At 69.9% G+C, this 25,938-nt stretch carries 23 protein-coding genes; 13 read left to right on the forward strand and 10 right to left on the reverse strand.

The annotated features are described in order from the left end of the window. Positions 1-42: 42 nt before the first annotated feature. The 3 genes from OHA05_RS32545 to OHA05_RS32555 all read right to left on the reverse strand — a co-directional run bounded on the left by OHA05_RS32545 (position 43) and on the right by OHA05_RS32555 (position 3,960). On the reverse strand, positions 43-1,362 hold the full coding sequence (locus OHA05_RS32545; RefSeq protein ID WP_328862524.1) for a non-ribosomal peptide synthetase: 1,320 nt from the start codon (positions 1,360-1,362) through the stop codon (positions 43-45). A gap of 101 nt (positions 1,363-1,463) precedes the next feature. Next, a complete protein-coding gene (locus OHA05_RS32550; RefSeq protein WP_328862525.1) occupies positions 1,464-2,780 on the reverse strand; it encodes an MFS transporter in 1,317 nt (438 codons plus the stop codon). 508 nt (positions 2,781-3,288) lie between these two features. Next, positions 3,289-3,960: a DUF4097 family beta strand repeat-containing protein gene (locus OHA05_RS32555; protein WP_328862526.1), complete on the reverse strand. Its 672-nt coding sequence runs from the start codon at positions 3,958-3,960 to the stop codon at positions 3,289-3,291. A 222-nt stretch (positions 3,961-4,182) separates the two neighbouring features. Here OHA05_RS32555 and OHA05_RS32560 point away from each other — a divergent pair, with 222 nt between their 5' ends. From OHA05_RS32560 to OHA05_RS32620, 13 genes are all read left to right on the forward strand, one after another. Then, positions 4,183-4,932, forward strand: coding sequence for a GbsR/MarR family transcriptional regulator (locus OHA05_RS32560; RefSeq protein WP_328862527.1), 750 nt, complete (start codon positions 4,183-4,185; stop codon positions 4,930-4,932). Positions 4,933-5,030: 98 nt separating this feature from the next. After that, positions 5,031-5,681, forward strand: coding sequence for a CatB-related O-acetyltransferase (locus tag OHA05_RS32565; protein WP_328862528.1), 651 nt, complete (start codon positions 5,031-5,033; stop codon positions 5,679-5,681). 648 nt (positions 5,682-6,329) lie between these two features. After that, entirely contained in the window at positions 6,330-6,857 is a 528-nt protein-coding gene (locus tag OHA05_RS32570) for a hypothetical protein (protein ID WP_328862529.1), read from the forward strand. Between the two features lie 71 nt (positions 6,858-6,928). Then, positions 6,929-7,150, forward strand: a complete 222-nt coding sequence (locus OHA05_RS32575) for a hypothetical protein (RefSeq protein WP_313942656.1) — start codon at positions 6,929-6,931, stop codon at positions 7,148-7,150. Positions 7,151-7,624: 474 nt separating this feature from the next. Beyond that, positions 7,625-8,296 carry a hypothetical protein gene (locus tag OHA05_RS32580; protein ID WP_328862530.1) on the forward strand — a complete coding sequence of 224 codons (672 nt, stop codon included), beginning with the start codon at positions 7,625-7,627 and terminating at the stop codon, positions 8,294-8,296. Positions 8,297-8,405: 109 nt separating this feature from the next. Further along, positions 8,406-8,645 (forward strand): ferredoxin, encoded by a 240-nt coding sequence (locus tag OHA05_RS32585; RefSeq protein ID WP_313942654.1) that lies wholly within the window; start codon positions 8,406-8,408, stop codon positions 8,643-8,645. Further along, entirely contained in the window at positions 8,635-10,026 is a 1,392-nt protein-coding gene (locus OHA05_RS32590; RefSeq protein ID WP_328862531.1) for an NAD(P)/FAD-dependent oxidoreductase, read from the forward strand. Before OHA05_RS32585 ends, OHA05_RS32590 begins: the two co-directional genes overlap by 11 nt. A 250-nt stretch (positions 10,027-10,276) precedes the next feature. After that, the gene (locus OHA05_RS32595; RefSeq protein ID WP_313942651.1) at positions 10,277-11,503 is read left to right on the forward strand and encodes a cytochrome P450; all 1,227 of its coding nucleotides are present in this window, start codon (positions 10,277-10,279) and stop codon (positions 11,501-11,503) included. A gap of 131 nt (positions 11,504-11,634) precedes the next feature. Then, the gene (locus tag OHA05_RS32600) at positions 11,635-12,141 is read left to right on the forward strand and encodes an SRPBCC family protein (RefSeq protein WP_328862532.1); all 507 of its coding nucleotides are present in this window, start codon (positions 11,635-11,637) and stop codon (positions 12,139-12,141) included. After that, positions 12,141-13,199, forward strand: a complete 1,059-nt coding sequence (locus OHA05_RS32605) for an LLM class flavin-dependent oxidoreductase (protein WP_328862533.1) — start codon at positions 12,141-12,143, stop codon at positions 13,197-13,199. The genes OHA05_RS32600 and OHA05_RS32605 overlap by 1 nt, the downstream gene beginning before the upstream one ends. Further along, entirely contained in the window at positions 13,196-13,699 is a 504-nt protein-coding gene (locus OHA05_RS32610; RefSeq protein ID WP_328862534.1) for a winged helix-turn-helix transcriptional regulator, read from the forward strand. Before OHA05_RS32605 ends, OHA05_RS32610 begins: the two co-directional genes overlap by 4 nt. 446 nt (positions 13,700-14,145) lie before the next feature. Beyond that, positions 14,146-14,736, forward strand: coding sequence for a phosphoesterase (locus tag OHA05_RS32615; RefSeq protein ID WP_328862535.1), 591 nt, complete (start codon positions 14,146-14,148; stop codon positions 14,734-14,736). Beyond that, positions 14,733-16,301: an alkaline phosphatase D family protein gene (locus OHA05_RS32620; RefSeq protein WP_328862536.1), complete on the forward strand. Its 1,569-nt coding sequence runs from the start codon at positions 14,733-14,735 to the stop codon at positions 16,299-16,301. Before OHA05_RS32615 ends, OHA05_RS32620 begins: the two co-directional genes overlap by 4 nt. Before the next feature lie 154 nt (positions 16,302-16,455). Here the strand turns inward: OHA05_RS32620 and exaC are convergent, their stop codons facing one another. From exaC to OHA05_RS32655, 7 genes are all read right to left on the reverse strand, one after another. Further along, the gene (exaC, locus tag OHA05_RS32625) at positions 16,456-17,979 is read right to left on the reverse strand and encodes an acetaldehyde dehydrogenase ExaC (RefSeq protein WP_313942645.1); all 1,524 of its coding nucleotides are present in this window, start codon (positions 17,977-17,979) and stop codon (positions 16,456-16,458) included. A 106-nt stretch (positions 17,980-18,085) separates the two neighbouring features. After that, on the reverse strand, positions 18,086-19,648 hold the full coding sequence (locus OHA05_RS32630) for a GMC family oxidoreductase (RefSeq protein WP_328862537.1): 1,563 nt from the start codon (positions 19,646-19,648) through the stop codon (positions 18,086-18,088). Positions 19,649-19,678: 30 nt separating this feature from the next. Continuing rightward, positions 19,679-21,256, reverse strand: a complete 1,578-nt coding sequence (locus OHA05_RS32635; RefSeq protein WP_328862538.1) for an APC family permease — start codon at positions 21,254-21,256, stop codon at positions 19,679-19,681. After that, positions 21,253-22,722, reverse strand: coding sequence for an aldehyde dehydrogenase family protein (locus OHA05_RS32640; protein WP_313942641.1), 1,470 nt, complete (start codon positions 22,720-22,722; stop codon positions 21,253-21,255). The genes OHA05_RS32635 and OHA05_RS32640 overlap by 4 nt, the downstream gene beginning before the upstream one ends. A gap of 171 nt (positions 22,723-22,893) precedes the next feature. Continuing rightward, on the reverse strand, positions 22,894-24,147 hold the full coding sequence (locus OHA05_RS32645) for a GAF domain-containing protein (protein WP_313942640.1): 1,254 nt from the start codon (positions 24,145-24,147) through the stop codon (positions 22,894-22,896). 57 nt (positions 24,148-24,204) lie between these two features. Then, entirely contained in the window at positions 24,205-24,783 is a 579-nt protein-coding gene (locus tag OHA05_RS32650) for an N-acetylmuramoyl-L-alanine amidase (RefSeq protein ID WP_313942639.1), read from the reverse strand. Between the two features lie 22 nt (positions 24,784-24,805). Beyond that, a complete protein-coding gene (locus tag OHA05_RS32655; RefSeq protein WP_313942638.1) occupies positions 24,806-25,822 on the reverse strand; it encodes an acetamidase/formamidase family protein in 1,017 nt (338 codons plus the stop codon). Between the last annotated feature and the right edge of the window lie 116 nt (positions 25,823-25,938).

Here is a 25,938-nt window from a genome sequence, read left to right on the forward strand (position 1 = left end):
GGGGTGCTGCCGCCGGCCGTACGTCCAGGGCCGGGTGGTGGTTCAGTGGGCGGGGTCCGCCGATGCCGGTGCGGGCAGCGCCCGGCAGAAGGCGGCGAACCCGTCCTCGGCCGCTGCGTCGTCGAGCACCGACCGGTCCCACACCATGCGGATGTGCAGCTCCGGCCCCTGGGTGAGCGAGACGGCGAACGGTGCGCGCACCGGGCGTCCGTCGATGTGGACCTCGCGGCCGGGCACCCCGCCGAAAGTCAGCGGAGGACGCCGCCGGGCATCGTCCACGGTCAGCAGGCCGTCCAGCCGGCCGGTCCACCGGGCACCCGCCGACCGGGCGGCGTGCACCACCTCGTCGAACGGGGTGTCCGCCCGGTCCAGGTCGTCCCACCACGCGGTGGCCGTCGCCTCCGACCCGCCGTCCTCCGGGAGTTGAGGCGCGTCGTGAGTACGGGCGGGGAAGACGACGGTGTTGAGGAAGCAGCCCAGAACCTGCGCCGCGGCGGCCGGGCGCCCGCCCCACGGATAGCCGATCGGCGGTACATGCCCGGGTCCGTACAGGACACGGGCCGTCGCTCGGCAGGCGTCGAGCAGGGTAGGGAACGGCACGCCCCCGGCCGGGGCGCTCCGTCGCAACTCGGCGGCTCCGGTGGGCAGTACGCCGGGTGCCGGGTCCCGCGGACGGGGCAGAGGTGCGCGTTCGTGGACCGCGCGCAGCCGGTCGCCCCAGTACTCCAGCGCGGCCGGTGAACCGCCGCGCTGCTCGGCGTCGAGCTGGAGCTCGACCGCTTCGCGGTACGCCGCCAGTTCCGCCTCGGCGTCGGCGGGTGCGAGGTCGCCCGGTCCCAGGCCGTCGCGGTAGGCGTCGCCCAGTTCGTCGACGACGCGCGCCAGCGACTGGCCGTCGCAGGCGATGTGATCGAGCACGATGCCGAGGATCTCCTCGTCGGCCCGTTCGTCATCCGTCAGATACAGGCGCATCGGAGATCCCTGCGCACTCCACGCGGACACCGCGCGGCGCAGGGCGTCGGCGGAGCTCTCGCCCGGTGCGGGCCGTACCCGCTCCAGGGGGACGTCCGCCGCCTCACGTCGCAGCGCCGGGGTGCCACGGATCACCTCGGGGCGGGCATGCAGCACCGGGTGACGAGCCGCCAGATGATTCGCCGCCGCCCGCAGCCGCGCCGGGTCCACGGTGCCGCGGGGGAAGGCGAAGAACATCGGGACGGTGTCCGGCCGTCCGGCGGGGTCCATCGCCCGCACCAGGACGAAGCGCCGCTGCGCCCCGGTGACGGGCAGCAGCCCGGCCCCGTTGTCGGCGTCGGCGATGCGTCGGAAGCGGGCCAGGTACTGACCGGTGATGCTGGTGTGCACGTGATCCTCTCGGGCGTGGGCGCGCGCGACCCACCCGATGTCGCTCGGGTGGGACGGCGGCGAGAAGTGGTGGGCGCGGCGAATGGCGAACGGAGCGTGGTTCAGGCGACGGTGATGGGTTCGGCACCGCTGCCGTGGTCGCTTGCGTCCGGGCCGTCCACGTCGTCGGGCGGGGCCGGCAGATCGCGCATCCGGCGCAGGGGGGAGCACAGCAGCGGAATCGGTACGAGGAGGAATCCGAGGGCGCAGACCCACAGCGCGGCACGGGCGCCGAACGAGCCCGCGAGTGCACCGCCCACCACGGCGCCGAGGGGGAGGGTGCCCCACACGAGGCAGCGCAGAGTGGCGTTCATGCGGCCGAGCAGCCGGGGCGGGCAGAGCGTCTGCCGGAAGCTGACCTGGGCGACGTTGTAGACGACCGCGCCGAAGGAGACGACACCCGAGCCCACGGCGAACAGGGCAGCGGCGGCACCGTGTCCGGACAGCGGCCACAGCAGCGCGAACGGGCCGGTCGCCAGCGCGGAGAGCCAGATGATGCGGGCCTGGCCCAGGCGGCCGGCGAGGACGCCGGCAGTGAGCGCGCCGAGGAGTCCGCCCGCGGCGGACGCGGAGAGCATCAGCCCGATGGAGGCCGGCTCCAGGCCCACCTCCCGTACCAGGAAGACGGTCTGAGTGGCCATCAGCATCGCGGTGAAGAAGTTGCCGAGACCGGTGGTCGCTGCGATGACCCGCAACAGGGGGTGCCCGAGGACGAACCGCAGGCCCTCCCCGATGTCCGAGCGCAGGGAGGCCCCCGGCACGGGCTCGGGCCGGGGCTCGGGCGGCCGCTTCATGGCCATGAGGAACAGGGCGGACACGGCGTAGCCGATCGCGTCGGCCACGATCGCCAGATGCGCGCCCACCAGCTGGACGAGCCCACCGCCGAGCCCCGGGCCTGCGACGTGGGCCGACGAACGGACCGTCTCCAGGGCTCCGTTGCCCGCCATCAGCTGCTCCTTGGGCAACAGTTGGGGCAGATAGCTCTGGTGGGCCACGTCGAAGAACACGGTCGCCGCCCCGGTGACCAGCGCGACGACGTACAGCTGAGCCATCGTCAGGACGTCGGCCGCGGCCGCCAGCGGCACGCTGGCCATGGCGACGGCACGCACCACATCGGCCCGGATCATCAGCGGCAGTTTGCGCATCCGGTCGACCCAGGCGCCCGCGGGCAGCCCGATCAGCAGAAACGCCGCAGTCTCGGCCGCGGTGAGCAGACCCACCTCGAACGCCGGCGCCTTCAGCACGAGAACGGCCACCAACGGCAGCGCGACCAGAGTGACTTGAGCGCCGACCTGTCCGGCGGCCGCGCCGGCGAGCAGGAGACGGAAGTCGCGCATACGCAGCAGACCGCTGGACGCGACGGGGGGTGAGGGGGCCATGCGGCAGACCTTCACCGCCAGGCCGATCACCCGTCAAAACGGAAACGTCACTTTCGGTCGTTTCCTTGTCACTTCCTTCACCGGAACGGCAAATTCTTCGCCAGATGAGGGGAACGCCCGGATGAATGCATCACATGAGGGGCCTGCGCGGGACGATCGGTGCCCGGAACGTATGGCCGATCCCGGGTGGATCCGGCCCAGGGCACGACGAATCGCACCTCTGACCGAAAATAGCCGTCCGCTCACACTCGGTGTACAAAAGCGCGGTGACAGGCGCTATAGGCGTGACGGTCATGCACGGCGCCGCGCCGGACCGTGCCCGGCCGAGCTGCCCGGGGTCGTACTTCAGGAGCTGGGGGCTCGTCGAGCACGCTCGTGTGCACCCCGAGCTCCGAGGCCGCCGCTGTCGCCGCCGCCGAATCGACATTGTCGGGCGTGGTCATGACGCGCCGAAGGGCCACCGCAGCCGGTCTGCTGCGATGGCCCATGTCGGCCCGGCGGGTACTTCTCAGAGGCTGACGGCGGTGATGTTGCCGTAGGTGGTGGTCGCGTGGATGGTCAGGTCGGCGGCGGCGCCGTCGGTGTTCTTCAGTGCGTTGTGGATGCGGCCGTAGGTGGTGCCGGCGTCCAGAGTCGCGGAGACGCCGTGGGCCGCGCCGATCGACAACTCGCCCGACTCGGTGCGCAGGACGACCGCACCACGCAGGGCCTCGGTGATCCGGATGTCGCCCTTCTGGATGCTGACCTCCGCGGGGCCGCTCAGACGGCCGATGGTGATGTCGCCGGCCTGGAGGGTGAGGCGGACGCTCGCGGTCTCGTCGAGCTTGACCGAAGCCTGTGCACCTTCGAAGGCGATGTCGCCGAGCCGTCCCACACCCCGGAGCTCGGCGTCGGCCGCTTTCGCCTCGACGTGGGAGCCGGTGGGCAGTTGGACCGTCACCTCGACTGATCCGGAGCTGCCGAGGACCCGGTTCTTCGGCGCAGCCGCCTCGATCCGCAGGATGCCGTCGTCGTAGGCGACGGTGGTCTGCTCGGCCGCCTTCACGTCGCGGCTCTTCGAGGCGTCCGCGGGAAGGATCTCGACCGTGGTGTCGGCCCGGTCGGCGGCGATGAACCGGATGCGTCCCGCGGGGATGTCGACGACGGCCGAGACCGGGGCGGGGGTGTCGAACTTCTGCATGGCGCTCTCCTTGGAATCGCTGTTTCCGATGATGGAAACGCTACGTTGCGTTCATGGGTTTGGCAATGATGACGTTGCGTCAAAATGCCATTCAGGCAGGTGATAGGCGAGAAATTGTTGCAATGATCTGAAGGCTAATGCAACATCCCTCTTCGCCTTCGTTGCAATGGGGTGAGAGTGAACGCTATGCTGCGAGCACCACGAACGATGAAGGAGGCCGCGATGCCGGGCGGCAGGCTCACCCAGCAGGAACGCCAGCAGATCGCGCTGGGACTGGCCGACGGTCTCCCGTACGCGGAAATCGCCAGAGGCCTCGACCGGCCGACCTCGACGATCACGCGCGAGGTGATGCGCAACGGCGGGCCCACCACCTATCGCGCGGACCTCGCCCACCGCGCCACCGGACACCGCACCCAGCGCCGCCGGCCGGCAGTACCCGCGGATCCGAAGACGGCCCCGCAGGCCCACGGACGCGACGCCGAAGCGGTGCTGGCGTACGAGGAGATGTTCACGACCGTCCTCATGCAGTCCGGTCTGCCCAAGATGATGGCCCGGGTGCTTGTCTGCCTCTACACCACCGACGCGGGCAGCCTCACCGCGTCCGAACTGGTCCAGCGCCTCCAGGTCAGCGCGGCATCCGTCTCCAAGGCGATCGCCTACCTCGAAACCCAGGGGCTCGTCCGACGCGAACGCGACGACCGCCGCCGCGAGCGGTACGTCGTCGACGACGACGTCTGGTACCAGTCCATGATGGCCAGCGCCCGTGCCAACGCCCAGCTCGTGGACACGGCACGACAGGGTGTCACCGTCCTCGGCCCCGGTACCCCGGCCGGCGCCCGCCTCGAAAACATTGCCCGTTTCGTCGACTTCGTCTCCGAAAGCATCACCCGAGCCGCGGAACAGGCCCGCGACGTCCTCTACACGAAACCCGCGACGACCCCGGACGAGGAGCCCGACCTCTCCGACGGCTAGTCGGTTCGGCGACGGGCGGATAATCCGTACCCTGTCCGGCCCGGTACGGCGATCATGGGGCGGGACACTGACACGCAGTTCGGAAGGAATCGCTCGCCATGCCCGTGCCTGCCGACCCGACGGTCCTCCACCCGATGCCCGGGCAGCCGCGGGTGGTGCTGCTCAAGCCGCTGGTCAAGTCTCCACTGATCGAGGTCGGGGAGTACTCCTACTACGACGACCCGGACGACCCGACAGCCTTCGAGACGCGCAATGTGCTCTACCACTACGGTCCGGAGAAGCTGATCATCGGCAAGTTCTGCGCGCTGGGCACGGGAGTGCGGTTCATCATGAACGGCGCCAACCACCGGATGGACGGCCCCTCGACGTTTCCCTTCCCCACCGTGGGAGGCTCCTGGGCCGAGCACTTCGACCTGCTCACCGGTCTGCCCAACCGAGGGGACACCGTCGTCGGCAACGACGTCTGGTTCGGCAACAGCACGATGGTGATGCCCGGCGTACGGATCGGGCACGGTGCGATCATCGCCTCCGGCGCCGTGGTCACCGGCGACGTGCCCGCCTACGGCATCGTCGGCGGCAACCCGGCCCGTCTCATCCGCACCCGCTACGACGACCAGGACATCGCCAGGCTGTTGGCGGTGGCCTGGTGGGACTGGCCCGCGGAGCACATCACCGAGCATGTGCGGACGATCATGTCGGGCAGCATCGCCGATCTCGAAGCTGCCGCCCCGGAGGCCCTGCACGGCTGACGCGGCCCCGCACGGCTGACGCGCTCCGGAAGCGGGTGTGGCGGCCTGCTTCCTCACACGCGCCGTCGTCGCGCCATGGCCTTCGGCCGACCACCCGGTTCAGCACGACCTCACCAACATGCCGCTCGACGACCCGACCGGCACCGTCGTACCGGGCTCCGACGCCCGCAGTATCAGTGCCGTCCTGATCAACGGCGAGCCCCGGCAACGGGAACGGCCAGGTCCCCGGCGTCGACCTGCCGCACTGCGAACGGAGGTGCATGCCTCCCGCAGATCTGTACTGGACGCATGGGCTGCCTGACGACGCCTCAGGAGTCCGCCGGCCACGCCATCAGCCAGACCCGCGACCAACAGCGTCCCACGGCCTCGGCGCGCAGAAACTCGACCCGTCTGCCCCTGGCACCAGGGCGCCGAGAGCCGATGCCCGGACCGGCCCGCATCCGACTGCCGCTCCCACCATGCTGCGCGCCGATCGACGCGAGGCCCCCTCCGGCCGGGAGACCCGCCAACCGGGCCAGGCTTTCGGCACGGTCCGGCATGGCGGCAGACCGACGGCGTACTCGGCCGAGATGCTGATGGCCGAACCAGGCAGGAGAGACCGTGGACGACCCCAGCCCTCAGGGAGCCCGAAGCTCGACATCCACCCGCGTGAGCCGCGACATCTCCGGTCAGCCGGGGGTCATCGGCATTGCACTCGGCGCCGTGCTGACGGCCATGCTCGCCGAGGGTTCGTGGCAGTGGTTTGCCACATACATCGGGGTGACGCTTCTCGCGGTGCTCTTCTCCCTGTACCGACTGCCGACCTGGACTCCCGGCCTCCGGTCGGTGTACGTGGGGAATCTGACGGCGTATTCGCTGGTCGTGGGCCTGTGCGTAGCGATCACCCTGGCGCCGATGCTGCAGCGCTGGGCGTGGCTGTTCCCGATGCCGGGCACGCGTGCCCGGTGCCCCTCGCTGGGCACCTACGAACGCATCCGTACGGAGGCGACGCTGGCGAATCTGTCGGGCCGCGACGCCGAAGCCCTGGCCCACACCCAGGAGGTCCAGAGCCACGCCGCGGTCGCCGACTGCCTTTCCGCCACGACGACCCTGTGGTTGCCGGTCTATGCGGTCGGAGTGGCTGTGCTGGTGGGTCTGGGGGCGTGGATCACTGATCGGGTGCGGGGGCGGAACTGAGGGCTGTCCCGCGAGCATGCAGGCGGTAATCGGGTGGCAGACTCCTCCGCTGCGTCCCTAGCGTCGGTGGCATGGAATACGAGTTCGTGGATCCAGCGACGATCACGCGGGAGATGGCCGTGCAGATTCGTGAGTGGCGAGTCGACGAGGATTTTACCTGGCGTTCCGTGGCCCGGGCCGCGACCGATCTGTGGGGTTCCGAATACGGCAGCAACCAGATTTACGGCAGGGACCTCTGCGTGGCCGCGGCGGGGGTTCTGGGTGAAGACCCCGATCGGGACCCATGGAACTGACGCCCGCTACGAGAACGGACGCCTTCCAGGCCCTGACTGCCGGGAGACGTCTGCCAGAGGGGCGGACGAAGTCCGGGCACCGCGTGACGAAGCCCTGCGAGACGGGCTGCCACACGCCCTGGTTCTCGTGCCCTCTCAAGCGGTCCGCCTCCTCGGTGGTGTCGATCAGCTGAGCCGTGGTCAAGGCGACGGCTGCCGTGAACACGTGACCGACGTGGCGGCAGAGCCGCGCCGGGCAGGGAGCCGTGGCCCGGGCACCCAGGTCGCACGTGCGATGACCCGCCATCGATCTCCGCCGGCAGCCGCCCGGCCGCCGGACTCCTCAGTTCGCGGCAGGCGACATGCCCCACCAACCCTCCGTCACTCTCACGCACCCCCGGAGTGGCGCCGCCACGCATGCTGGCCCTTCCTGTGTGCAGAGGTCCGTCCCGGTGGCGGGCGACCACAGCCGCGGAGAGGGAGCGAGCGCCGCCCATGGAAAAACAACATCAGGCGCTGCGTACTCCGCGCGCCGCGGGCGTGGTGGGCGTCATCTTCGCTCTGTTGCTCGGCACCGCCATCGTTCTGGTGCGTCTGACGCTGCCCGAGGACCTGGATGACGTGAGCAAGGCCTGGATCTCCGACGCCTCGCGGCGGAACACGGTGGAGACGGCCCTCGGCCTCATCCCCTTCGCGGGCATCTTCTTCCTGTGGTTCATGGGCACCGTCCGGGCACGTATCGGCGACGCCGAGGACAAGTTCGTCTCCACCGTGTTCCTGGGCAGCGGTCTGCTCTTCGTGGCGACCCTCTTCGGAGCTGCTGCGGCAGCGGGAGGCCTGCTGGCGGCGGCGAGTGCGCCCGGAGCCGCATCCGGCCCGCAACTGCAGTCCTTCGGGCTGGACTTCACCTACGGCCTGCTGACGACCTACTCGATGCGTATGGCGGCGGTGTTCACCCTGGCGACCTCCTCCATCGGGCACCAGCTCGGCGTCCTTCCCCGATGGCTGTCCGTCCTGGGCTACCTCGTCGCCCTGATTCTGCTCTTCGTGACGGACAGCATCGCCTGGTCGGAGCTGGTCTTCCCGCTGTGGGCGCTGATCGTCAGCCTGCACATCCTCGTGGCCAGTCTGCGTCGCCGGCCCGCCGCACCGGTCTCTTCGCCATGACGCCGATCCCCGCGATCGGCGGGCCCATGACGCTTCTGGCCCTCTGTGCTCGCGACAACCGGACAACAGCCGCAAGCTGGGCACGGAACCACGGGAAAGGCGCCCTTTGATGAGGCTTGTCGTCGATCTGAACCGCTGCCAGGGATACGCGCAGTGCGCGTTTCTCGCACCCGACGTCTTCACCATGCATGGCGACGAGGGACTGCTGTACAACCCGCAGGCCGACGCCGAGCACAAGGATCACGTCGCGCGTGCCGTAGCCGCGTGCCCCGTCCAGGCCATCCTCGTCGAGGGCCTGGACGACCTGGGCGCCCCGGCTCCCGTCGAGGAGGCGTCCCATGGACGGTGAGCACCAGCTGGAATGGTTGAGACGCGAGGGACGGATCGTGATCGTCGGCGCGTCACTGGCCGGTCTGAGGGCCGCTGAGACGCTGCGGGAGGAAGGCTTCGCCGGGTCGCTGACCCTCATCGGCGACGAGCCGTACGAGCCGTACGACCGGCCGCCCCTGTCCAAGCAGGTCCTGCTGGGCAAGGCGACCGCCGACCGCACCGCGCTTCCCCGGCGACGGGACCCGCAGGCGCAGTGGCGCCTCGGGGTCGCGGCCACCGGTCTCGACATGGCGGCCAGGCGGGTGAAACTCGCCGACGGCGACGAGGTGCCGTACGACCGGTTGCTGATCGCGACCGGTGTGCGGGCCCGTCCGTGGCCGAACGAGGTTGAGGCGGAGCTCGACGGGGTCTTCGTGCTGCGCACCTGTGACGACGCGGCCCGGCTGGAGAGCCGGCTCTCCCAGGGACCACGCAGGGTGCTGGTGATCGGGGCGGGATTCACGGGCTCGGAAATCGCCTCCGCATGCCGGGAGCGGGACATCCCCGTCACCGTCGCGGAACGCGCCGACGCCCCTCTGGTCGGTGCTCTCGGTGGCGTGATCGGCGATGTCGCCGCACAGCTCCAGCGGGAGAACGGCGTGGACCTGCGCACCGGCGTCATGGTCACCTCGCTGGAGGGTGACTCCGCGGGACGCGTGCGTTCGGCCCATCTGTCCGACGGCAGCGAGATCGAGGCGGACATCGTCGTGGTCTCGCTCGGCGCCACCCGGAACACGGAGTGGCTGGCGGGATCAGGGCTGGGCGCGGGCCCCCGTGGCATCGCCTGCGACGCGGGATGCCGAGCCTTCGACATCCGGGGCATCGTGACCGACGACGTCTTCGTCGCCGGCGACGTGGCGAGGTCCCCGCATCCGCTGTTCAGCTACCAGTTCCTCTCCCTGGAGCACTGGGGCAACGCCGTGTCGCAGGCCGACACCGCCGCCCACAACATGATCAGCGCCGCCGCGGACCGTCGCCCGCACATGTGGGTGCCGGCCTTCTGGTCCTCCCAGTTCGGCGTGAACATCAAGTCGGTCGGCGTGCCGTCCATGGGCGAGGAGATCCTGATCAGCCAGGGAGCGCTGGCGGACCGCAAGTTCACGGGCATGTACGGCTACCAGGGGCGCGTCATCGGCGCCGTCACCTTCGACAACTCGCGCTGGCTGCCGTTCTACCAGCGGCTGATCGAGTCGACCGCGCCGTTCCCGCCGCCGTTCGCGACGATGGACAGGCGGTCCGACGGGCAACGCCCGCTCCCGGCGGACTTTCCGGACCCCTCCGTGCCCACCCACACGCCGACCGTCACCCTCAGTGGCTACTCGCCCGCCGACCGGCGGATGGTCTTCACCCCCGGCCGATGATGACGACCGCAACAGGCCGACGGCCGCACGTCGTACGACGAGTACCTGCCGTACGACGAGCAGCCGCCGTACTGCGGCTGCCGTCCCTGCGGCCATGGCCGGCCGAACGACAACTGCCGGCCACGCGACGACCGCCCGCCGTCCCGCGGCAGCCCCGGTACGGGTCCGTCCGGGAGCCGGACCACTCCACCGCCCGAACCGTCTCCGGCAACGCCTCCCCGGCCGGCGCCCACGCCCACAAGGACCCGCGATGACGTCACTTCTGCACCAGATCACCGACTACGCCAACCGCGCCAACCCCTACCCCCTCTACGCGGAGCTCCGCAAGACACCGGTGATCCACGACGAGGACGGCCCGTACGTCATCAGCACCTACCACGACATCCTGGGCCTGTTGCACGATCCACGGATCAGCTCCGAGGCCCGTAACCTCTCCGCGCCGGTGGCCGACGATCTGGAGCAGCCCGAGGAGACGAGCCTGCCGCCCAGTTTCCTGCGGCTCGACCCCCCGGAGCACGACCGGCTGCGTGGCATGACCAACCGCCCCTTCGGGCCACCGCACAGCCCGCGGCGCGTCGAGGACATGCGCCCGGAACTCGGTGAGATCGTCTCCGGTCTCATCGACGGTCTCGCGAACGGCGGCCGCGTCGATCTGGTCGAGCAGTTCTCGTACCCCTTCCCCGTCACGGTGATCTGCCGACTGCTCGGCGTGCCGCGCGAGGACGAGTCACGCTTCCACTCCTGGGCCGACACGCTCGCCGCCAGCCTGGATCCCGCGCCGAGCGAGGACCGCACCGAGCAGGCACGTGTCGCGGAGGAGGCCAAGACCCAACTGGGCATGTATCTGGCCGGGTTGATCGAGGAGCGGCGCAAGTCGCCGCGCGACGACATGCTTTCCGCGCTGGTCACCAATGTGGGACCGGGCGGACCCATGTCGACGATGGAGGTGCTCAGCACCGCGGCCCTGCTGCTGATCGCAGGCCATGAGACGACGGTCAACCTGATCACCAACGGGATGCTCACGCTGCTGCGCCACCCCGATGTCCTCCAGCGCTTGAGGGTCGAGCCGCGCATGGCCGTGCCGATCGTGGAGGAACTGCTGCGCTACGAACCGCCGGTGCAGTTGCTGCCGCAGCGCACGCCGATCACCGACATCGAGGTCCGCGGTGTCACCATCCCCAAGGGGGCGTCGCTGTGGCTGGTTCTGGCGTCGGGCAACCGTGACCCGGAACGCTTCGAGGACCCCGACCGCTTCGACCCGGACCGCAAGGACATCGAGCACCTGGGACTCGGCAGCGGTATCCACGGCTGCTTCGGCGCTCCGCTGGCGCGCCTCGAGGCCCAGGTCGCCCTGGCCGAGCTCGCCCGCAGACTCGACAACCCCCGCCTGGTGGAAGACCCTCCGCCGTATCGCCGCAACGCCGTTCTGCGCGGACCGCGCCATCTCAACATCGAGATCGACGGCCTGCGCCCGTAGGAGAGCCGGCCATGGGGATCGCGGCCCACAGCACATCGCAACAGGCGCTGCCGACGTGTCGACCCCATTGACTTGCTGAGTCTCGTTACGCAACCATGCCTCCACGTCGCGGACGAGGAGGCTGGACCATCGTGGAATGGACAGGCGCGCGCTACGCCGACAGGCCGACGGTCGAGGTACGGGCCTGGGTCGGCGCTCCACCCGGCCGGGTGTGGGAGTTGGTCTCGGATGTGACCCTGATGCCGGCCATGAGCGATGAGCTCCAGTCGGTCGAGTGGTTGGGCGGAGCCACTCGGCCCGCCCTCGGAGCCAGGTTCGTCGGCCGCAACAAGCACGATTCGTTCGGGGAGTGGGAAACCACCTCGCAGGTGATCGAGTACGACCGGGAACGCGTCTTCGCCTGGGCGGTGGGGGACACGGAGAATCCCAGCGCGGTCTGGCGTTTCCGGCTGGAGTCGAAGGACGGCGGGACCGAACTGTCGCAGTGGATGCAGATGGGCCCCGGCCGGTCCGGGCTGTCCTTCGCCATCGACGCCATGCCCGACAAGGAGCAGAAGATCGTGTTCGTGCGCTTGCGGGAGTTCGAGCGCAACATGACCGGCGTCCTCGAGCACATCAGGAAGCTGGCGGAGGCGTGATGCGGACCGCGACCACGATCGAGGCGGCCGGCGGTGCGGCCTGGTCCGATCAGACGGATTTCGTCGTCGAGGCCGAGAAGCTCGGCCTCGACATCTGCTGGGTGGCCGAGGCGTGGGGCTCCGACGCCCCCTCCGCGCTGGGCTTCTACGCGGCACGCACCGACCGGATGCTGCTCGGCTCCGCCGTGATGCAGGTCGGCACGCGGACCCCGGTCGCCCTCGCGCAGACGGCCATCACCCTGTCCAACCTCTCCGGCGGACGGTTCCTGCTGGGCCTCGGCCCGTCCGGTCCTCAGGTGATGGAAGGCCTGCACGGAGTACCGTTCGCCCGCCCCCTGGCCCGTGTCCGCGAGACCGTGGAGATCGTGCGGCAGGTGATGGACGGCGGCAAGATCTCCTACGCCGGCGGCGAGTTCCAGATCCCGCTGCCCGGTGGAGAGGCCGTCCCCATGCGGATCTCCCAGCGGGCCCAGCACCGGATTCCGATCTATCTGGCCGCGCTGTCGCCCGCCATGCTCAAGCTGACCGGGCGCATCGCCGACGGATGGCTCGGCACCAGTTTCGTTCCCGAAGGCGCGGGCGAGGCCTACTTCGCCCCGCTGGACGAAGGACTGGCCCGCAGTGGGCGAAGCCGCGCGGAGCTCGACGTCTGCCAGGGCGCCGAGGTGGCGTTCGCTCCCGACGAGGAGGCGCTCGGTGCCATGGTCGCCGACCGCAAGAAGGAACTCGCCTTCAGCCTCGGCGGGATGGGCTCGGCGTCGACCAACTTCTACAACCATGCCTACAGCCGCCAGGGCTGGGCGGACGTGGCCGCGGAGGTCCGAGACCGCTGGCAGGCAGGTGACCGTGACGGCGCGGCCGGCCTCGTCACCGACGAGATGGTGCTGGCAACCACGCTGATCGGCACGGAGGACATGGTGCGACAACGGCTGCGTGTATGGCGCGACTCGGGCGTGGACACCGTCCGTCTCTACCCGGCGGGTGAGACCCTTGATGCCCGGCTGGCCACGCTGGGCAGAGCGATCGAGCTGGTTCACGAGGTCGGTGGCGAGTCATGAGCGCGCGCAAGTCCTTCGCCAACTGGCCCTGTTCGATCGCCCGCACCGTGGACCTGCTCGGTGACGCCTGGACGTCCCTGCTGCTGCGCGAAGCGTTCTACGGAAGCCGTCGCTTCGACGAGTTCCAGCAGGAGCTGGGCATCGCCCGCAACACCCTGGCCGACCGGCTGCGCCGGCTGGTGGACGAGGGGCTGATGGACAGGCGGCTCTACGAGAGCGAGCCTCCTCGTCACGAGTATGTGTTGACCGAGAAGGGGCGCGATTTCTTTCCGGTCCTCGCCGCGATGGCGCGGTGGGGCGACCAGTGGCTCGCGGGCGAGGAGGGCGCTCCCGTCACCCTCCACCACGACGCGTGCGGCAACGACGCCCACCCCGAGGTGGTGTGCTCCGCGTGCGGCGACCCGATGCGGTCCGAGAACACGTCCGCGCGGATGGGCCCGGGATATCCGGAGAAGCTCAGGGAACGGCCCGACGTCCGGCGGCGCTTCGCGCGCTCGTAGGCGAGTGCGCCCGGAACGATGGCGCCCTGACCCGGCAAACGATGCGCCTTCTCCCGAGCTCCTGGAAGGAGCATCCCGGCCGGTGACTGCGCCCACCTCGAGCCGCAACTCACTGGCTACGTCCCCCTCTTGACAGCCGATCCGGCACGTCTCCGTGCGCGGCTCCCCGACGGTGACGTGCGGTCGCGGATGCGGACCGTGCTGGCGGAAGCACAGCGGCGTCTGTCTGTGCGCCAACCCCAAGGCAGGGCAGCGTCCGTCCACCAGCGCAAGCACAGGCGAGAGGAGGCCCGGCTGGTGTTCGGGCACGGATGCCGGGCCGCGCATTGATCCAAGCATTGATCCAAAAGTTGTCTGAACCACTCGGTTCGATGTCTCCCTGCCGTCTTCCACGGTTCACCGCAAACTGCTGGGATGCGCATGGCTGGTTCAACAGGGAGGCGTGAGTGAATCTTGTCGTGAACGGTGACGCGGAGAGCGGGCCCGGCGGGTCTGCGGAGCCCGTTCAGGGGGTGACGGGGTGGATCGTGCGTGAAGGGGCGCCCGCTCTCATCGCGTACGACCTCGGGGGCGGGTACCCGATGCCGTCCGACCCTGGGCCGGCCGGCCGGGGCAGCCGCTTCTTCTCCGGCGGGAACAGCCCGCGTACCGCTCTCGTCCAAGACATCGCCCTGCCCCCCCGGGGCGCCACGGGGCGGGCGGCCGTCGACACCGGCCGGGTCCGCTACACCCTCGCCGGATGGCTCGGCGGATACGCGGCGCAGGAGGACGGCGCACGGCTGTCCGTGGAGTTCCGGGACGCCAAGGGCACCCCCGTCGCCCTGTCCGTCCTCGGCCCCGTGACCGCCACCGAGCGCGGGTCCCGTACCGCACTCCTGAAGCGCACCGCGTCCGCGACGGTGCCGCCCGGGGCACGCACCGCGCGTGTGCTGCTCGTCTTCACCCGCAGCGGCGGCGGCACGTCCAACGACGGCTACGCCGATGCCGTATCGCTCACCTTGACCGCCACGGCGCAGGCTCACGAGGGACAGAAATGACCACGCTCAACCGACGGGATCTGCTCAAGGCCGCCGGCGCCGCCGGCGCCTTCAATCTCGCCTGGCCGCTGAGTGCCGGCCTCTCGCCGGCCCAGGCCCGGGAGGCCGCCGAGGTGCTCGGCGCCGACTACGATCCTGCGCCCTTCACCCTCGGCGTCGCGTCCGGCGACCCGCAGCCCAGCAGCATCGTGCTGTGGACCCGGCTCGCGCCGGAACCCCTTGCCGCCGAGCAGCGCTTGCCCGAGATCGTCGAGGTCGACTGGGTCGTGGCCACCGACCCGCAGCTCCGGCGTGTCATCGCCCGCGGCACGGCCCCCGCCTCCGCGACACTCGGCCACAGCGTCCACGTTCCGGTCGCCGGGCTCCGGCCGGGCACCCGTTACTGGTACGCCTTCAAGGCCCTCGGCAAGAAGAGCCGGGTGGGCAGGACCAAGACCGCGCCCGTCGGCCCCATCTCCTCCGTGCGCTTCGCGGCCGCCAACTGTCAGGCGTTCCACGACGGCTTCTACGCCGCCCATCGCGGAATCGCCCGCGAGAACGTCGACTTCGTCGTCCACCTGGGCGACTACATATACGAGCACGGCCAGGAAGGCGGCGTCCCGGCCGAACACGTCCGCGACCACGAAGGCCCGGAGATCTTCACCATCGCCGACTACCGCCGCCGCCACGCCCTCTACAAGGGGGACCGCTCCCTGCGCGAGGCCCATGCCGCCCATCCTTGGTTCCTCACCTGGGACGACCACGAGGTCGCCAACGACTACTCCAGCGCCGGCGGCGACGCCCCGTTCATGCAGCGCCGTGCGGCCGCGTACCAGGCCTGGTACGAGAACATGCCGCACCGTGACGCGGGCAATTCCGCCCTGCCCGACCCCGAGATCCACCGGGTCCGCCGCTGGGGCAACTTGCTGGAGCTGACGGTCCTCGATCTGCGCTCGTACCGCTCGGAAAGGAACCTCGCGGACGGCACGATCCTGGGCGCGGGCCAGAAGGCGTGGCTGAAGCGGGGGGTCGACCGCGCGCCCGACACCTGGCACGTCTGGGCCAACTCGATCATGCTGAGCCAGTTGCGCGGCCGCCCGGGCGGCTCGTACATGTTCACCGACCAATGGGACGGCTACCTCGCCGAGCGCAAGGAGGTCCTGAACCACATTCACAGCAGTGGCATGGAGGACTTCGTGGTCATCACCGGCGACTGGCACTCGGCATTCGTCGATGACGTCCGGCTCGACTTCGACGATACGTCCTCGCCGGTGATCGGTACGGAGTTCACCGCCCACTCCGTCACCTCGGGCGCGTACTCCCCGGACTGGAACGCGGCCAACGGCCCGCTCATGGGCGCGGCGAATCCCCATCTGAAGTACTTCGAGGGCAACCGCTACGGCTACGACGTCTACGAGGTCACCCCGAAGCGATTCAGCACCCATATGCGGGTCATCGCCGACCGCCGCGACCCGGCCTCGCCGGTCACGACGCTGACCACGTTCCATGTGGACCGTGGGAAGGCCGGTTCGTACGAAGACCCGGCCACGAAGAACTCGCCCGCTCAGTGGCGCAGGGACTCCTGACGCAGGCCGCAGACTGCACCGGCGCACGGTTGTGATGCGCACCGGGCCCACCCGGACCTTGCGGGCGGTCCCTCGCGAAACGGCCTCGACTTACCGCCCTGAAAGCAAGGCGCCTGACGGGTGAAAGACCAGCTCAGGCGCCTTGCTTTGCGCCCTAGAAGAACCCGAGCTTCTTCGGGGAGTACGACACCAGCAGGTTCTTCGTCTGCTGGTAATGCTCCAGCATCATCCGGTGGTTCTCCCGCCCGATGCCCGACTGCTTGTAGCCGCCGAACGCCGCGTGTGCCGGGTACGCGTGGTAGCAGTTCGTCCACACCCGGCCCGCCTGGATTGCGCGGCCGGCCCGGTACGCCGTGTTGATGTCGCGGGTCCAGACACCCGCGCCCAGGCCGTACAGCGTGTCGTTCGCGGTCTTGATCGCGTCGTCGAAGTCCGAGAAGGAGGTGACCGCGACGACCGGGCCGAAGATCTCCTCCTGGAAGACGCGCATACGGTTGTCGCCCTCGAAGATCGTCGGCTGGACGTAGTACCCGCCGGCCAGTTCCCCGTCGTGCTCGATGCGCTGACCGCCCGTCAGGATCTTCGCGCCCTCCTGCTGGCCTATGTCGAGGTACGAAAGGATCTTCTGGAGCTGGTCGTTGGAGGCCTGGGCGCCGATCATGGTGTCGGTGTCCAGGGGGTGGCCGGGCACGATCTTCTCGGTGCGGGCGATGGCCCCTTCGAGGAACTCGCTGTAGTGGCCGCGCTGGATGAGTGCGCGCGAGGGGCAGGTGCAGACCTCGCCCTGGTTGAGGGCGAACATGGTGAAGCCTTCGAGCGCCTTGTCACGCAGATCGTCGTCGGCCGCCCAGACGTCGTCGAAGAAGATGTTGGGCGACTTGCCACCGAGTTCCAGGGTGACCGGTTTGATGTTCTCGGAGGCGTACTGCATGATCAGCCGCCCCGTCGTGGTCTCGCCGGTGAACGCGATCTTCGCGACGCGCGGGCTGGACGCGAGTGGCTTGCCCGCCTCCACGCCGAAGCCGTTGACGATGTTGACGACACCGTCCGGCAGCAGGTCGGCAACCAGGCTCAGCCAGAAGTGGATGGAGGCCGGGGTCTGTTCGGCGGGCTTGAGGACCACGGCGTTGCCGGCGGCCAGGGCGGGGGCGAGCTTCCATGTCGCCATCAGGATCGGGAAGTTCCAGGGGATGATCTGGCCGACGACGCCCAGCGGTTCGTGGAAGTGATACGCGATGGTGTCGTCGTCGAGTTCGCTCAGCGACCCCTCCTGGGCGCGCAGGGCTCCGGCGAAGTAGCGGAAGTGGTCGATGGCGAGAGGGATGTCGGCGGCCAGTGTCTCGCGGACCGGCTTCCCGTTCTCCCAGCTCTCGGCGACCGCCAGCTCCTCCAGATGCGCCTCCATACGGTCGGCGATCTTCAGCAGGATGCCCGCACGGTCGCCCGCCGAGGTGCGGCCCCACGCGGGCGCCGCGGCGTGCGCCGCGTCCAGTGCGGCTTCGACGTCGTCGGCGGTGCCGCGGGCGATCTCGGTGAACGGGCGGCCGTCGACGGGGCTCGGGTTCTCGAAGTACTCGCCGCGGGCCGGCGGTACGTACCGGCCGCCGATCCAGTGGTCGTAGCGAGGGCGGTACGAGACGATCGCGCCGTCACTGCCCGGGCTTGCGTATCGGGTCATCTCCAGGGCCTCCCGGTGAGGGTGCCGCCCGCCGTTGGGCGGCGCCTGACGGGAGGCTAGGGACCGGGAGGTTGCGAGGACGTTGCACGGGAAGTGCGGCGGAACCTCAGCCCGACTTGATCATGTCGGCGCACTTCTCGCCGATCATCATGGTCGTGATGCACGGGTTGACCGCCGGCAGGAACGGCATGATCGAGGCGTCCGCCACCCGCAGGCCCGGCACGCCCTTCACCCGCAGCTGCGGGTCCAGCGGGGAGTCGGCGTCGTCGGCCGGGCCCATCCGCACCGTCCCGGCGGGGTGGTAGACGGTGTTGTGCGTCTCGCGGATGTAGGAGGACAGCTCGTCGTCGCTCTGCAGTGCCGGTCCGGGCGCCAGTTCCGCGCCCGCCCAGTCGGCCATCGGCGACTGGGAGACGATCTCGCGCGCGAGACGCAGGCCGTGGGTCATCACCCGGATGTCGTGCTCGTCGGTGAAGTAGCGGGGGTCGACCTTCGGCTTGTCCCGGAAGTCGCGCGTCCGCAGCCTGACCGTGCCCATCGACCGGGCGCGAGTCACGTTCGGCGTCAGACAGAACGCGTTGTCGGTGGTGGGGTAGCCGCGCCGGTAGGTGTTCATGTCGAACGGCACCGAGCCGTAGTGGAACATCAGGTCCGGCCGGTCCAGGCCGGGCCTCGTGTTGGTGAAGATCCCGATCTCCCACCACTGGGTGGACCGGTCCACCATGGGCCGCTTGGCCTCCCACATGATCACGCCCTCCGGGTGATCCTGGAGGTGGGAGCCGACACCGGGGGAGTCGACGCGGACGTCGATCCCCACGTCCCGCAGATGACCGGAGGGGCCGATGCCGGACAGCATCAGCAGTTTGGGCGAGTCGATGGCGCCGCAGGAGAGGACGACTTCACGCCGGGCGGTGACCGATCCGGTGTGGATGGTGTCGGGCTCCAGGTACTCCACCCCGGTGCACCGGCCGTCGTCGCCGAACAGCAGCCGCCGGGCCTGGAGTCCCGTGCGTACATCGAGGTTCGGCCGCTTGCCGAGGATCGGGTGCAGATACGACACCGACGCGGACGAACGGACGCCGTCCTCACGGCGGTTGATCTGGAACCAGTGGGCGCCTCGCACCACGGTGCTGCCGGTGTTGAACGGCGTCGTCGGGATGTCCGCGGCGGCACACGCCTCCAGCAGCGCCGCCCCGCACGGGTCCACCGGCGGGACGGTGCGGATGACGACCGGACCCGTGCGCCCGTGGTGGTCACCGGGCGCGTCGTTGTTCTCCAGGCGCTGGTAGAGCGGGAAGCAGTCCTTCGCGCTCCAGCCCGTGCAGCCCATCGCCCCCCACTCGTCGAGGTCCTCGGCGGGTGCCCAGAACGCGATGCAGGAGTTGTGCGAGGAGCAGCCGCCGAGCACCTTCGCCCGGGCGTGCCGCATGAAGCTGTTGCCGTTCTCCTGCGGCTCGATCGGATAGTCCCAGTCGTAGCCGGACTCCAGCAGAGCCATCCACTTGTCGAGCCGCAGGATGTTGTCGTCGCCGACATCGGAGGGGCCCGCCTCCAGCACACAGACGCTCACGTCCGGATCCTCGGACAGGCGCGCGGCGATGACGGCGCCGGCGGTGCCGCCGCCGACCACCACGTAGTCGAACTCCTGGTCGGGGCTCTGTGTGGACATGGCGTCTCCAGAACTGGTTCGTGGGGAGAGTCAGGCGGAGGGCGCCGGCGGTTCACCGGTGCCGGTCGATGCGACGTATCGGTGTGATTCGAGGACACCGGTCCGGTGCCGCTGCACGAACCAGTAGTAGGCGAAGCCGCCGAGCCCGACGATGCCGACGAACACGAACGCACCCCAGCGCAGGTACCAGTGCTGCGGCCCGGTGGCGTTGTAGACCTCGGCGCGCGGCCAGGCGAGGTTGATGGACATGGCCAGGCCCCACAGCACCGCGAGCAGGTTGATGGGGAGACCGAACTTGCCGAGCGAGAACTTGCCCTCGGCAGGCGTCCACTTGCCGCGCAGCCGCTTGATCAGCATCGGCGTGGTGACCAGGAGATAGGCCACGTAGATCATGATGATCGCGATGCTGGTGATCACCGAGAAGATCTGCGGCTGGTTGACGTTGATCACCAGGATCAGCACGCCCACCACACCGATGACCACGGCAGGCACGACGGGCGTCTTGAAGCGGGGACTGACCTTGGCGAGATGCGTGCCGGCGGGGAGGTTGTTGTCGCGGGCCATGGCGAACATCAACCGGATACCGGCGGCCTGGACCGCCAGCACACAGACCGTGATGGCGATGACGACACACCACAGGACGATCTCGCCGATGGTCGAACCGAGAGTCTCCAGGACCACGTACTGCAGGCCGATCGTGGACAGTTCCTCGGCGTTGATGTTGGGGACGGCCATCAGGGCGAACAGCAGGATCAGGCCGCCGATGAGGAACGAGGCGACCAGTGCGCGCAGGATGGCCCGCGGAGCGTTGCGGCTCGGGTCGTGCGACTCCTCACCCAGCGACGAGGCGGTGTCGAAGCCGTACATCACGTAGGCCGAGGCCAGCGAGGCCGTCAGGAAGGCGCCGAAGTAGCCCAGCGTCTGGCCCTCACCGAGTCCGTAGGTGTCCGTCAGCACGGTGCTGGGACCACGCGTGATGTGGGCGGCCAGGAGGATGATCAGAGCCACGGCCGCGACCAGCTCGATGAAGACGCCGGCCGAGTTGATCCGCGCCATCAGCTTCACGCCGAAGGCGTTGACCAGGGTCGAGAACAGAATGAGGACGGTGCCGAGGAGGACGGCGTTGGCCGCCGCGTCGTTCTTGCCACTGCCGTCGCCCACGAACTGGAACCAGCTGTCGATCTGCGGCAGCGTGATCTGGTACGCCAGGGCCACGGCGGAGAGCGTCACCATGGTGGCCGTCATCATCATCCAGCCGCCGAGCCAGCCGACGTGCGGGCCGCCCATGGTCTTGGCCCAGTTGTAGATGGACCCCGCCACCGGGTAGCGGGCGGCCAGCTCGCAGAAGCACAGGGCCACCATCAGCTGCCCGACGAACACCATCGGCCACGACCACCAGTAGGCGGGCCCGCCGAAGGAGACACCGAAGTAGAAGAGCTGGAAGGTGCCGGTGAGGATCGAGATGTAGCTGATGCCGGCCGCGAAGGTGTGGAAGTTGCCGAGGGTGCGCTTCAGTTCGGGCTTGTAGCCGAGTGCGCCGAGTGCGTCGTCGTCTTCCTGCCCTTGGGCACTGGCCCTGCTGCTCTTGCTGTCGTCATGGACACTCATGAGAACCACCGCTGGGGACGTGGGCTGAGGTTGCGCCAGATGTGCTTGGCCTCCTGGTACTCCGCAAGACCCGCGGGGCCCAGTTCGCGGCCGAAGCCGGACTGCTTCATCCCGCCCCATTCCGCCTGGGGGACGTACGGATGGAAGTCATTGATCCACACGGTTCCGGCGCGCACCCGGGAAGCCACCCGGTGGGCGCGGCCGACATCCTGCGACCAGACCGCGCCGGTCAGGCCGTAGACGGTGTCGTTGGCAAGGGCGACCGCCTCCTCCTCGTCGTGGAACCGTTCAACGGTCAGCACCGGACCGAACGATTCGTCACGGACGACGGACATGCCCGGAGCGCACTCGTCCAGCACGGTCGGCAGATAGTAGAACCCGTCCTGCAGCGCCGGGTCGTCGGGACGCTTGCCGCCACAGCGCAGCACAGCACCCTCGGCGAGACCTGCCGCCACATAAGCCTCGACCTTGTCACGGTGCTGAGCGGAGATCAACGGTCCGGTACGGGCGTTCTGATCGAACGGGCCACCGAGCCTGATCTCCTTGGCCTGGGCCACCACCGCGTCCACGAACCGGTCGTGCAGATCGTCCTGGACCAGGAGCCGGGCCCCGGCCGAACAGACCTGGCCGGAGTGCAGGAAGATCGCCATGACCGCGTAGTCGACGGCCGCGTCGAAGTCGGCGTCCTCGAAGACGATGTTGGGGTTCTTGCCGCCCAGCTCGAGCGCGACCTTCTTCACCGTGGGTGCGGCGGCCGCCATGATGCGCCGCCCGGTGACCAGACCGCCCGTGAACGAGACCATGTCGACCCGCGGGTCCTCGCTGAGCGGGGCACCCGCCGTGGGACCGGCGCCCAGGATCAGGTTCGCCGCGCCGGCGGGGACTCCCGCCTCGGTCAGCAGCCGCATCAGCATGATGCAGGTGTGCGGCGTGAGCTCGCTGGGCTTGAGGACGAAGGTGTTGCCCGCACCGAGCGCGGGAGCGACCTTCCAGGCGGTCTGCAGCAGCGGATAGTTCCACGGCGTGATCAGCGTGCACACCCCGACGGGTTCGTGCACGACCCGGCTGTCCACTTCCGGGTTGCCCGTGTCGACGATCCGGTCCTCGCCGCCGGCGGCCGTCAGGTTGCCGAAGTACCGGAAGCAGTTCGCGATGTCGTCCATGTCGTACTCGCTCTCCACGAGCCGCTTCCCGGTGTCCAGGGACTCGGCTCGGGCGAACGCGTCCTTGTCGCGTTCCAGCAGGTCGGCGACGCGCAGCAGCACCCTGCCGCGGTCGGCGGCCGCGGTGTGGGGCCACGGCCCGCGGTCGAAGGCGTCGCGGGCGGCGGCGATCGCCGCCGCCGCGTCCTTCGGGCCGGCCTCGTCGACGGTGGCGACGAGGGTGCCGTCCGCGGGGCAGCGGATCTCACGCACCTGCCCGTCGAGGGCGGCAGTCCACTTGCCGCCGATGAACAGCTCCGGCATGGCGTGCTCCTCCGGGTCGGACGGTCGGGCGACCCCGCCGCGGCAGGGTCGGACCTTGGTGCTCCATTCAACTGACAGTAAGGAGGTAGCGCGGGATTCGCAGTACGGAGCGGTCATTCGGTGGCGGAACCCCGCCCGACGGGGTACGCGAAGGCTCCCGGCGGACTCTCGTCAGGACCGCTGCCAGGCGTCCAGTTCCTGTACGCGGGCGAGAGCGGACGGACGCTGGGCCGACGGGAGTGCGGTGGCCAGGGCCCGCCACACCGCCAGATCGTCCTCGCCCCAGGGGCTGTACGCCCAGTCGGCGAGCAGGCCCGGATCGCCGCGGGCGATCAGCGCGGCCCTCAGCTGACCCTCCAGACGGCGGCGCAGCCGCGCCACCGCGGGTGCCTGGGACGCGGGCAGCAACGGACCGGCGTACGCGGTGAGCGCCCCCGTCACCGAACCCGAGGCGAGCCGCCGGGCCACCGCGTCGAAGTCCGCGTCGACGCGTGCGCCCAGCCGGTAGGGCCGGGAGAGCAGCAGATCGGGACCGAGCAGACCGCGCAGCCGGGACAGTTCCGCCCGGAGAGTGACAGGGGTGACGGACTCGTCCTCGTACAGCTCGATCATCAGTTCGTCGCCGCCGACACCCTCCGGGCGGTGGGCCAGTAGCACCAGGATCTCGCTGTGGCGGCGGCTGAGCCGCACCTTGCGGCCGCCCGTCACCAAAAGCGCCTCGTCGCGGCCCAGCGCCGTCAATTGCACGCTCTCCGCGGACGGCGGTGGGGCGAGAAGTGCCAGCTGGGACTCGGCGGCCCGTGCCACGGCCCCGACGAACGCGAGGCTGTGAGGGTGCGCCAGCCGGTCGCCGCCGGTGATGTCCACCGCGCCGAGCAGCCGCCCGGTGGCGGGATCGTGGATCGGGGCAGCGGCGCAGGTCCAGGCCTGGACCGGACGGCGGAAGTGCTCGGCCGCGAAGACCTGGACCGGCCGGTCGAGGGTGATCGCCGTGCCCGGGGCGTTCGTCCCGGCGACGGCCTCGGCCCAGCGGGCGCCCGGCACGAAATTCATCAGATCGGCCCTGCGCCGGGTGGTGGGCGGACCCTCGACCCAGAGCAGCCGTCCGTGCGCGTCGCAGACCGCCACGAGGTGTTCGCCGTCCATGGCGTACGCGCCCATCAGCTCCCTCATCAGGGGCATGACCCGGGCCAGCGGATGATCCTCGCGGCAGGCGGTGAGGGCGTCGTCGTCCAGTTCGACGCCGGCCGTGCCGTCGGGGCTGACATGGGCGCGGGCCGAACGCTTCCAGGAGTCGGCCACCACGGATCGCACGGGCCGCTCGACACGGCCCGCGGTCAGATAGGCGTCGTAGGCCCTGCGCAGCACGGCGATCCGCTCCGACGGATCCGCGCCCGGTTCGAGAGCCACCCATGCGTCGCTCAACTCGGCCTCCCCGGCCCATCGTGACCCAGGCGGAGGGGCGCGACAAGCGTCCCGGCGTCAGGTGAAGTTCACGAGGCGGATGTAGCGGCCCCAGTCCCAGAGCGGCCCGGGGTCGGAGTGGGTGGCGCCGGGGACCTCGTTGTGGCCGATGATGTGCATGCGGTCCTTGGGGATGCCGTAGCGGTCGCAGATCGAGGCGGTGAGCGCCGCGGACCGCTCGTAGAGCACGTCGGTGAAATACTCCGGCCTGTCCACCCAGCCTTCGTGCTCGATGCCGATGCTGCGGGTGTTGTAGTCCCAATTGCCCGCGTGCCAGCCGACGTTCCGCTCCCGCACGCACTGCGCCACATGTCCGTCCGCGGAGCGCACGACGTAGTGGGCGGAGACCTGCCGGGCCGCGTCCTGGAAGATGTCGATCGTGTCGCCGAAGGTCTCCTGAGTGACGTGGACGACGACGAAGTTCACCGGGTACGACGAAGGGCGGCTCGACGGAGTGAAGTTGGACGCCGTCGCGGGCAGCCACTCGGCGGTGGGGAAGTCGGTGTCCAAGGCTGCGGCCCGAGCGGGGGCCGCGGGCAGCAGGACGCCGGTGGCGGCCATGGCCGCGCCGCCCTTGAGCAGTCGTCTACGGTCCATGGGGCCTCTCCCGGTGGGGGTGTCAGAAGCGGGGCAGTGCGGAGGCGACCTCCCGCAGATGACGGTGGAGGCCGCCATGAGGATCTCCTGCCGGCAGCCATTCCTTGCGGATCTTGGCGACGCAGGTGTAGTTGGTGTCGCAGACATTGGCGAGCGGGGCCTCACCCGCCTGGCCCACCAGCTGGTACGCATCCAGCCGGGACAGTCCGTAGTCCCGGGCCAGCCACTGGACCAGGTCCAACTGGGAGATCCGGAACGCGTCTTCGAGCGGGCGTGCGGAGCCCGTCGACATGATGTGCGAGTCGGACTCGATACGCGGCCAGGGTGTCGACACGCCCTTGAGCAGTTCGACCACCACCACGGTGTTCATGGCGCACTCCACCGCCACACCGCAGGTCTCGCCCTCACCCTGCCGGGCGTGCCCGTCACCCAGGCTCAGCAGCGCGCCGGGCACGTTGACGCCCAGGTAGCAGGTGACGCCGGCGCGCATCTCGGGCGTGTCCATGTTGCCGCCGTGTGCGTCCGGGACCAACGCGGACCGCACCTCCAGATTGGCGGGCGCCACGCCGACGGTGCCGTGCATGGGGTCCATCGGCAGCTCGATCTGGATGTCACTGTCCCGGGCGCTGAACAGACAGGTGCGGCGCTCCCGGTCGAGCTCCCACATCCACACCACCTCGGGCAGCGGGTCCTGAAGGGTGGCCGTGGCATGGGTGGAGGTGAGCGCCCCGAACAGCGGCACGGTCGTCGACGCCGCCCAGTCGCGGGCCGGCTCCACGGAGACGAAGTGCACGGCCACCGTGTCACCGGGCTCGGCACCCTCGATGTGGAACGGCCCGGTCTGCGGATTGAGGAACGGGAACGCGCAGACCTCGGACACCAGGTCCTTCGCCGAGCGGACACGGCCCGCGAAGCAGTCCTCCGTGAACAGGTCGAGTACAGTGCCCGGCGCGATCCGCGCCACGGGCGGCGCGCCGCCGAACGTCCAGGCGTACTCGCCCGGCTCCGGGCGCACGGTCACGATCCGCGGGTCGCTCATGGTCCACCGCTCCCCTCCGCCGGCCCCGGGCGGACCGGTCGCGGGATCACGGTACGGTCGGCCGCGCGAGGGGCGGAAGATGCCGGGACGGCTCAAAGTCCGCACAACCAACGGGA

The organism is Streptomyces sp. NBC_00306 (assembly GCF_036169555.1).
In the GTDB taxonomy this organism is placed as follows: Bacteria; Actinomycetota; Actinomycetes; order Streptomycetales; family Streptomycetaceae; genus Streptomyces; species Streptomyces achmelvichensis.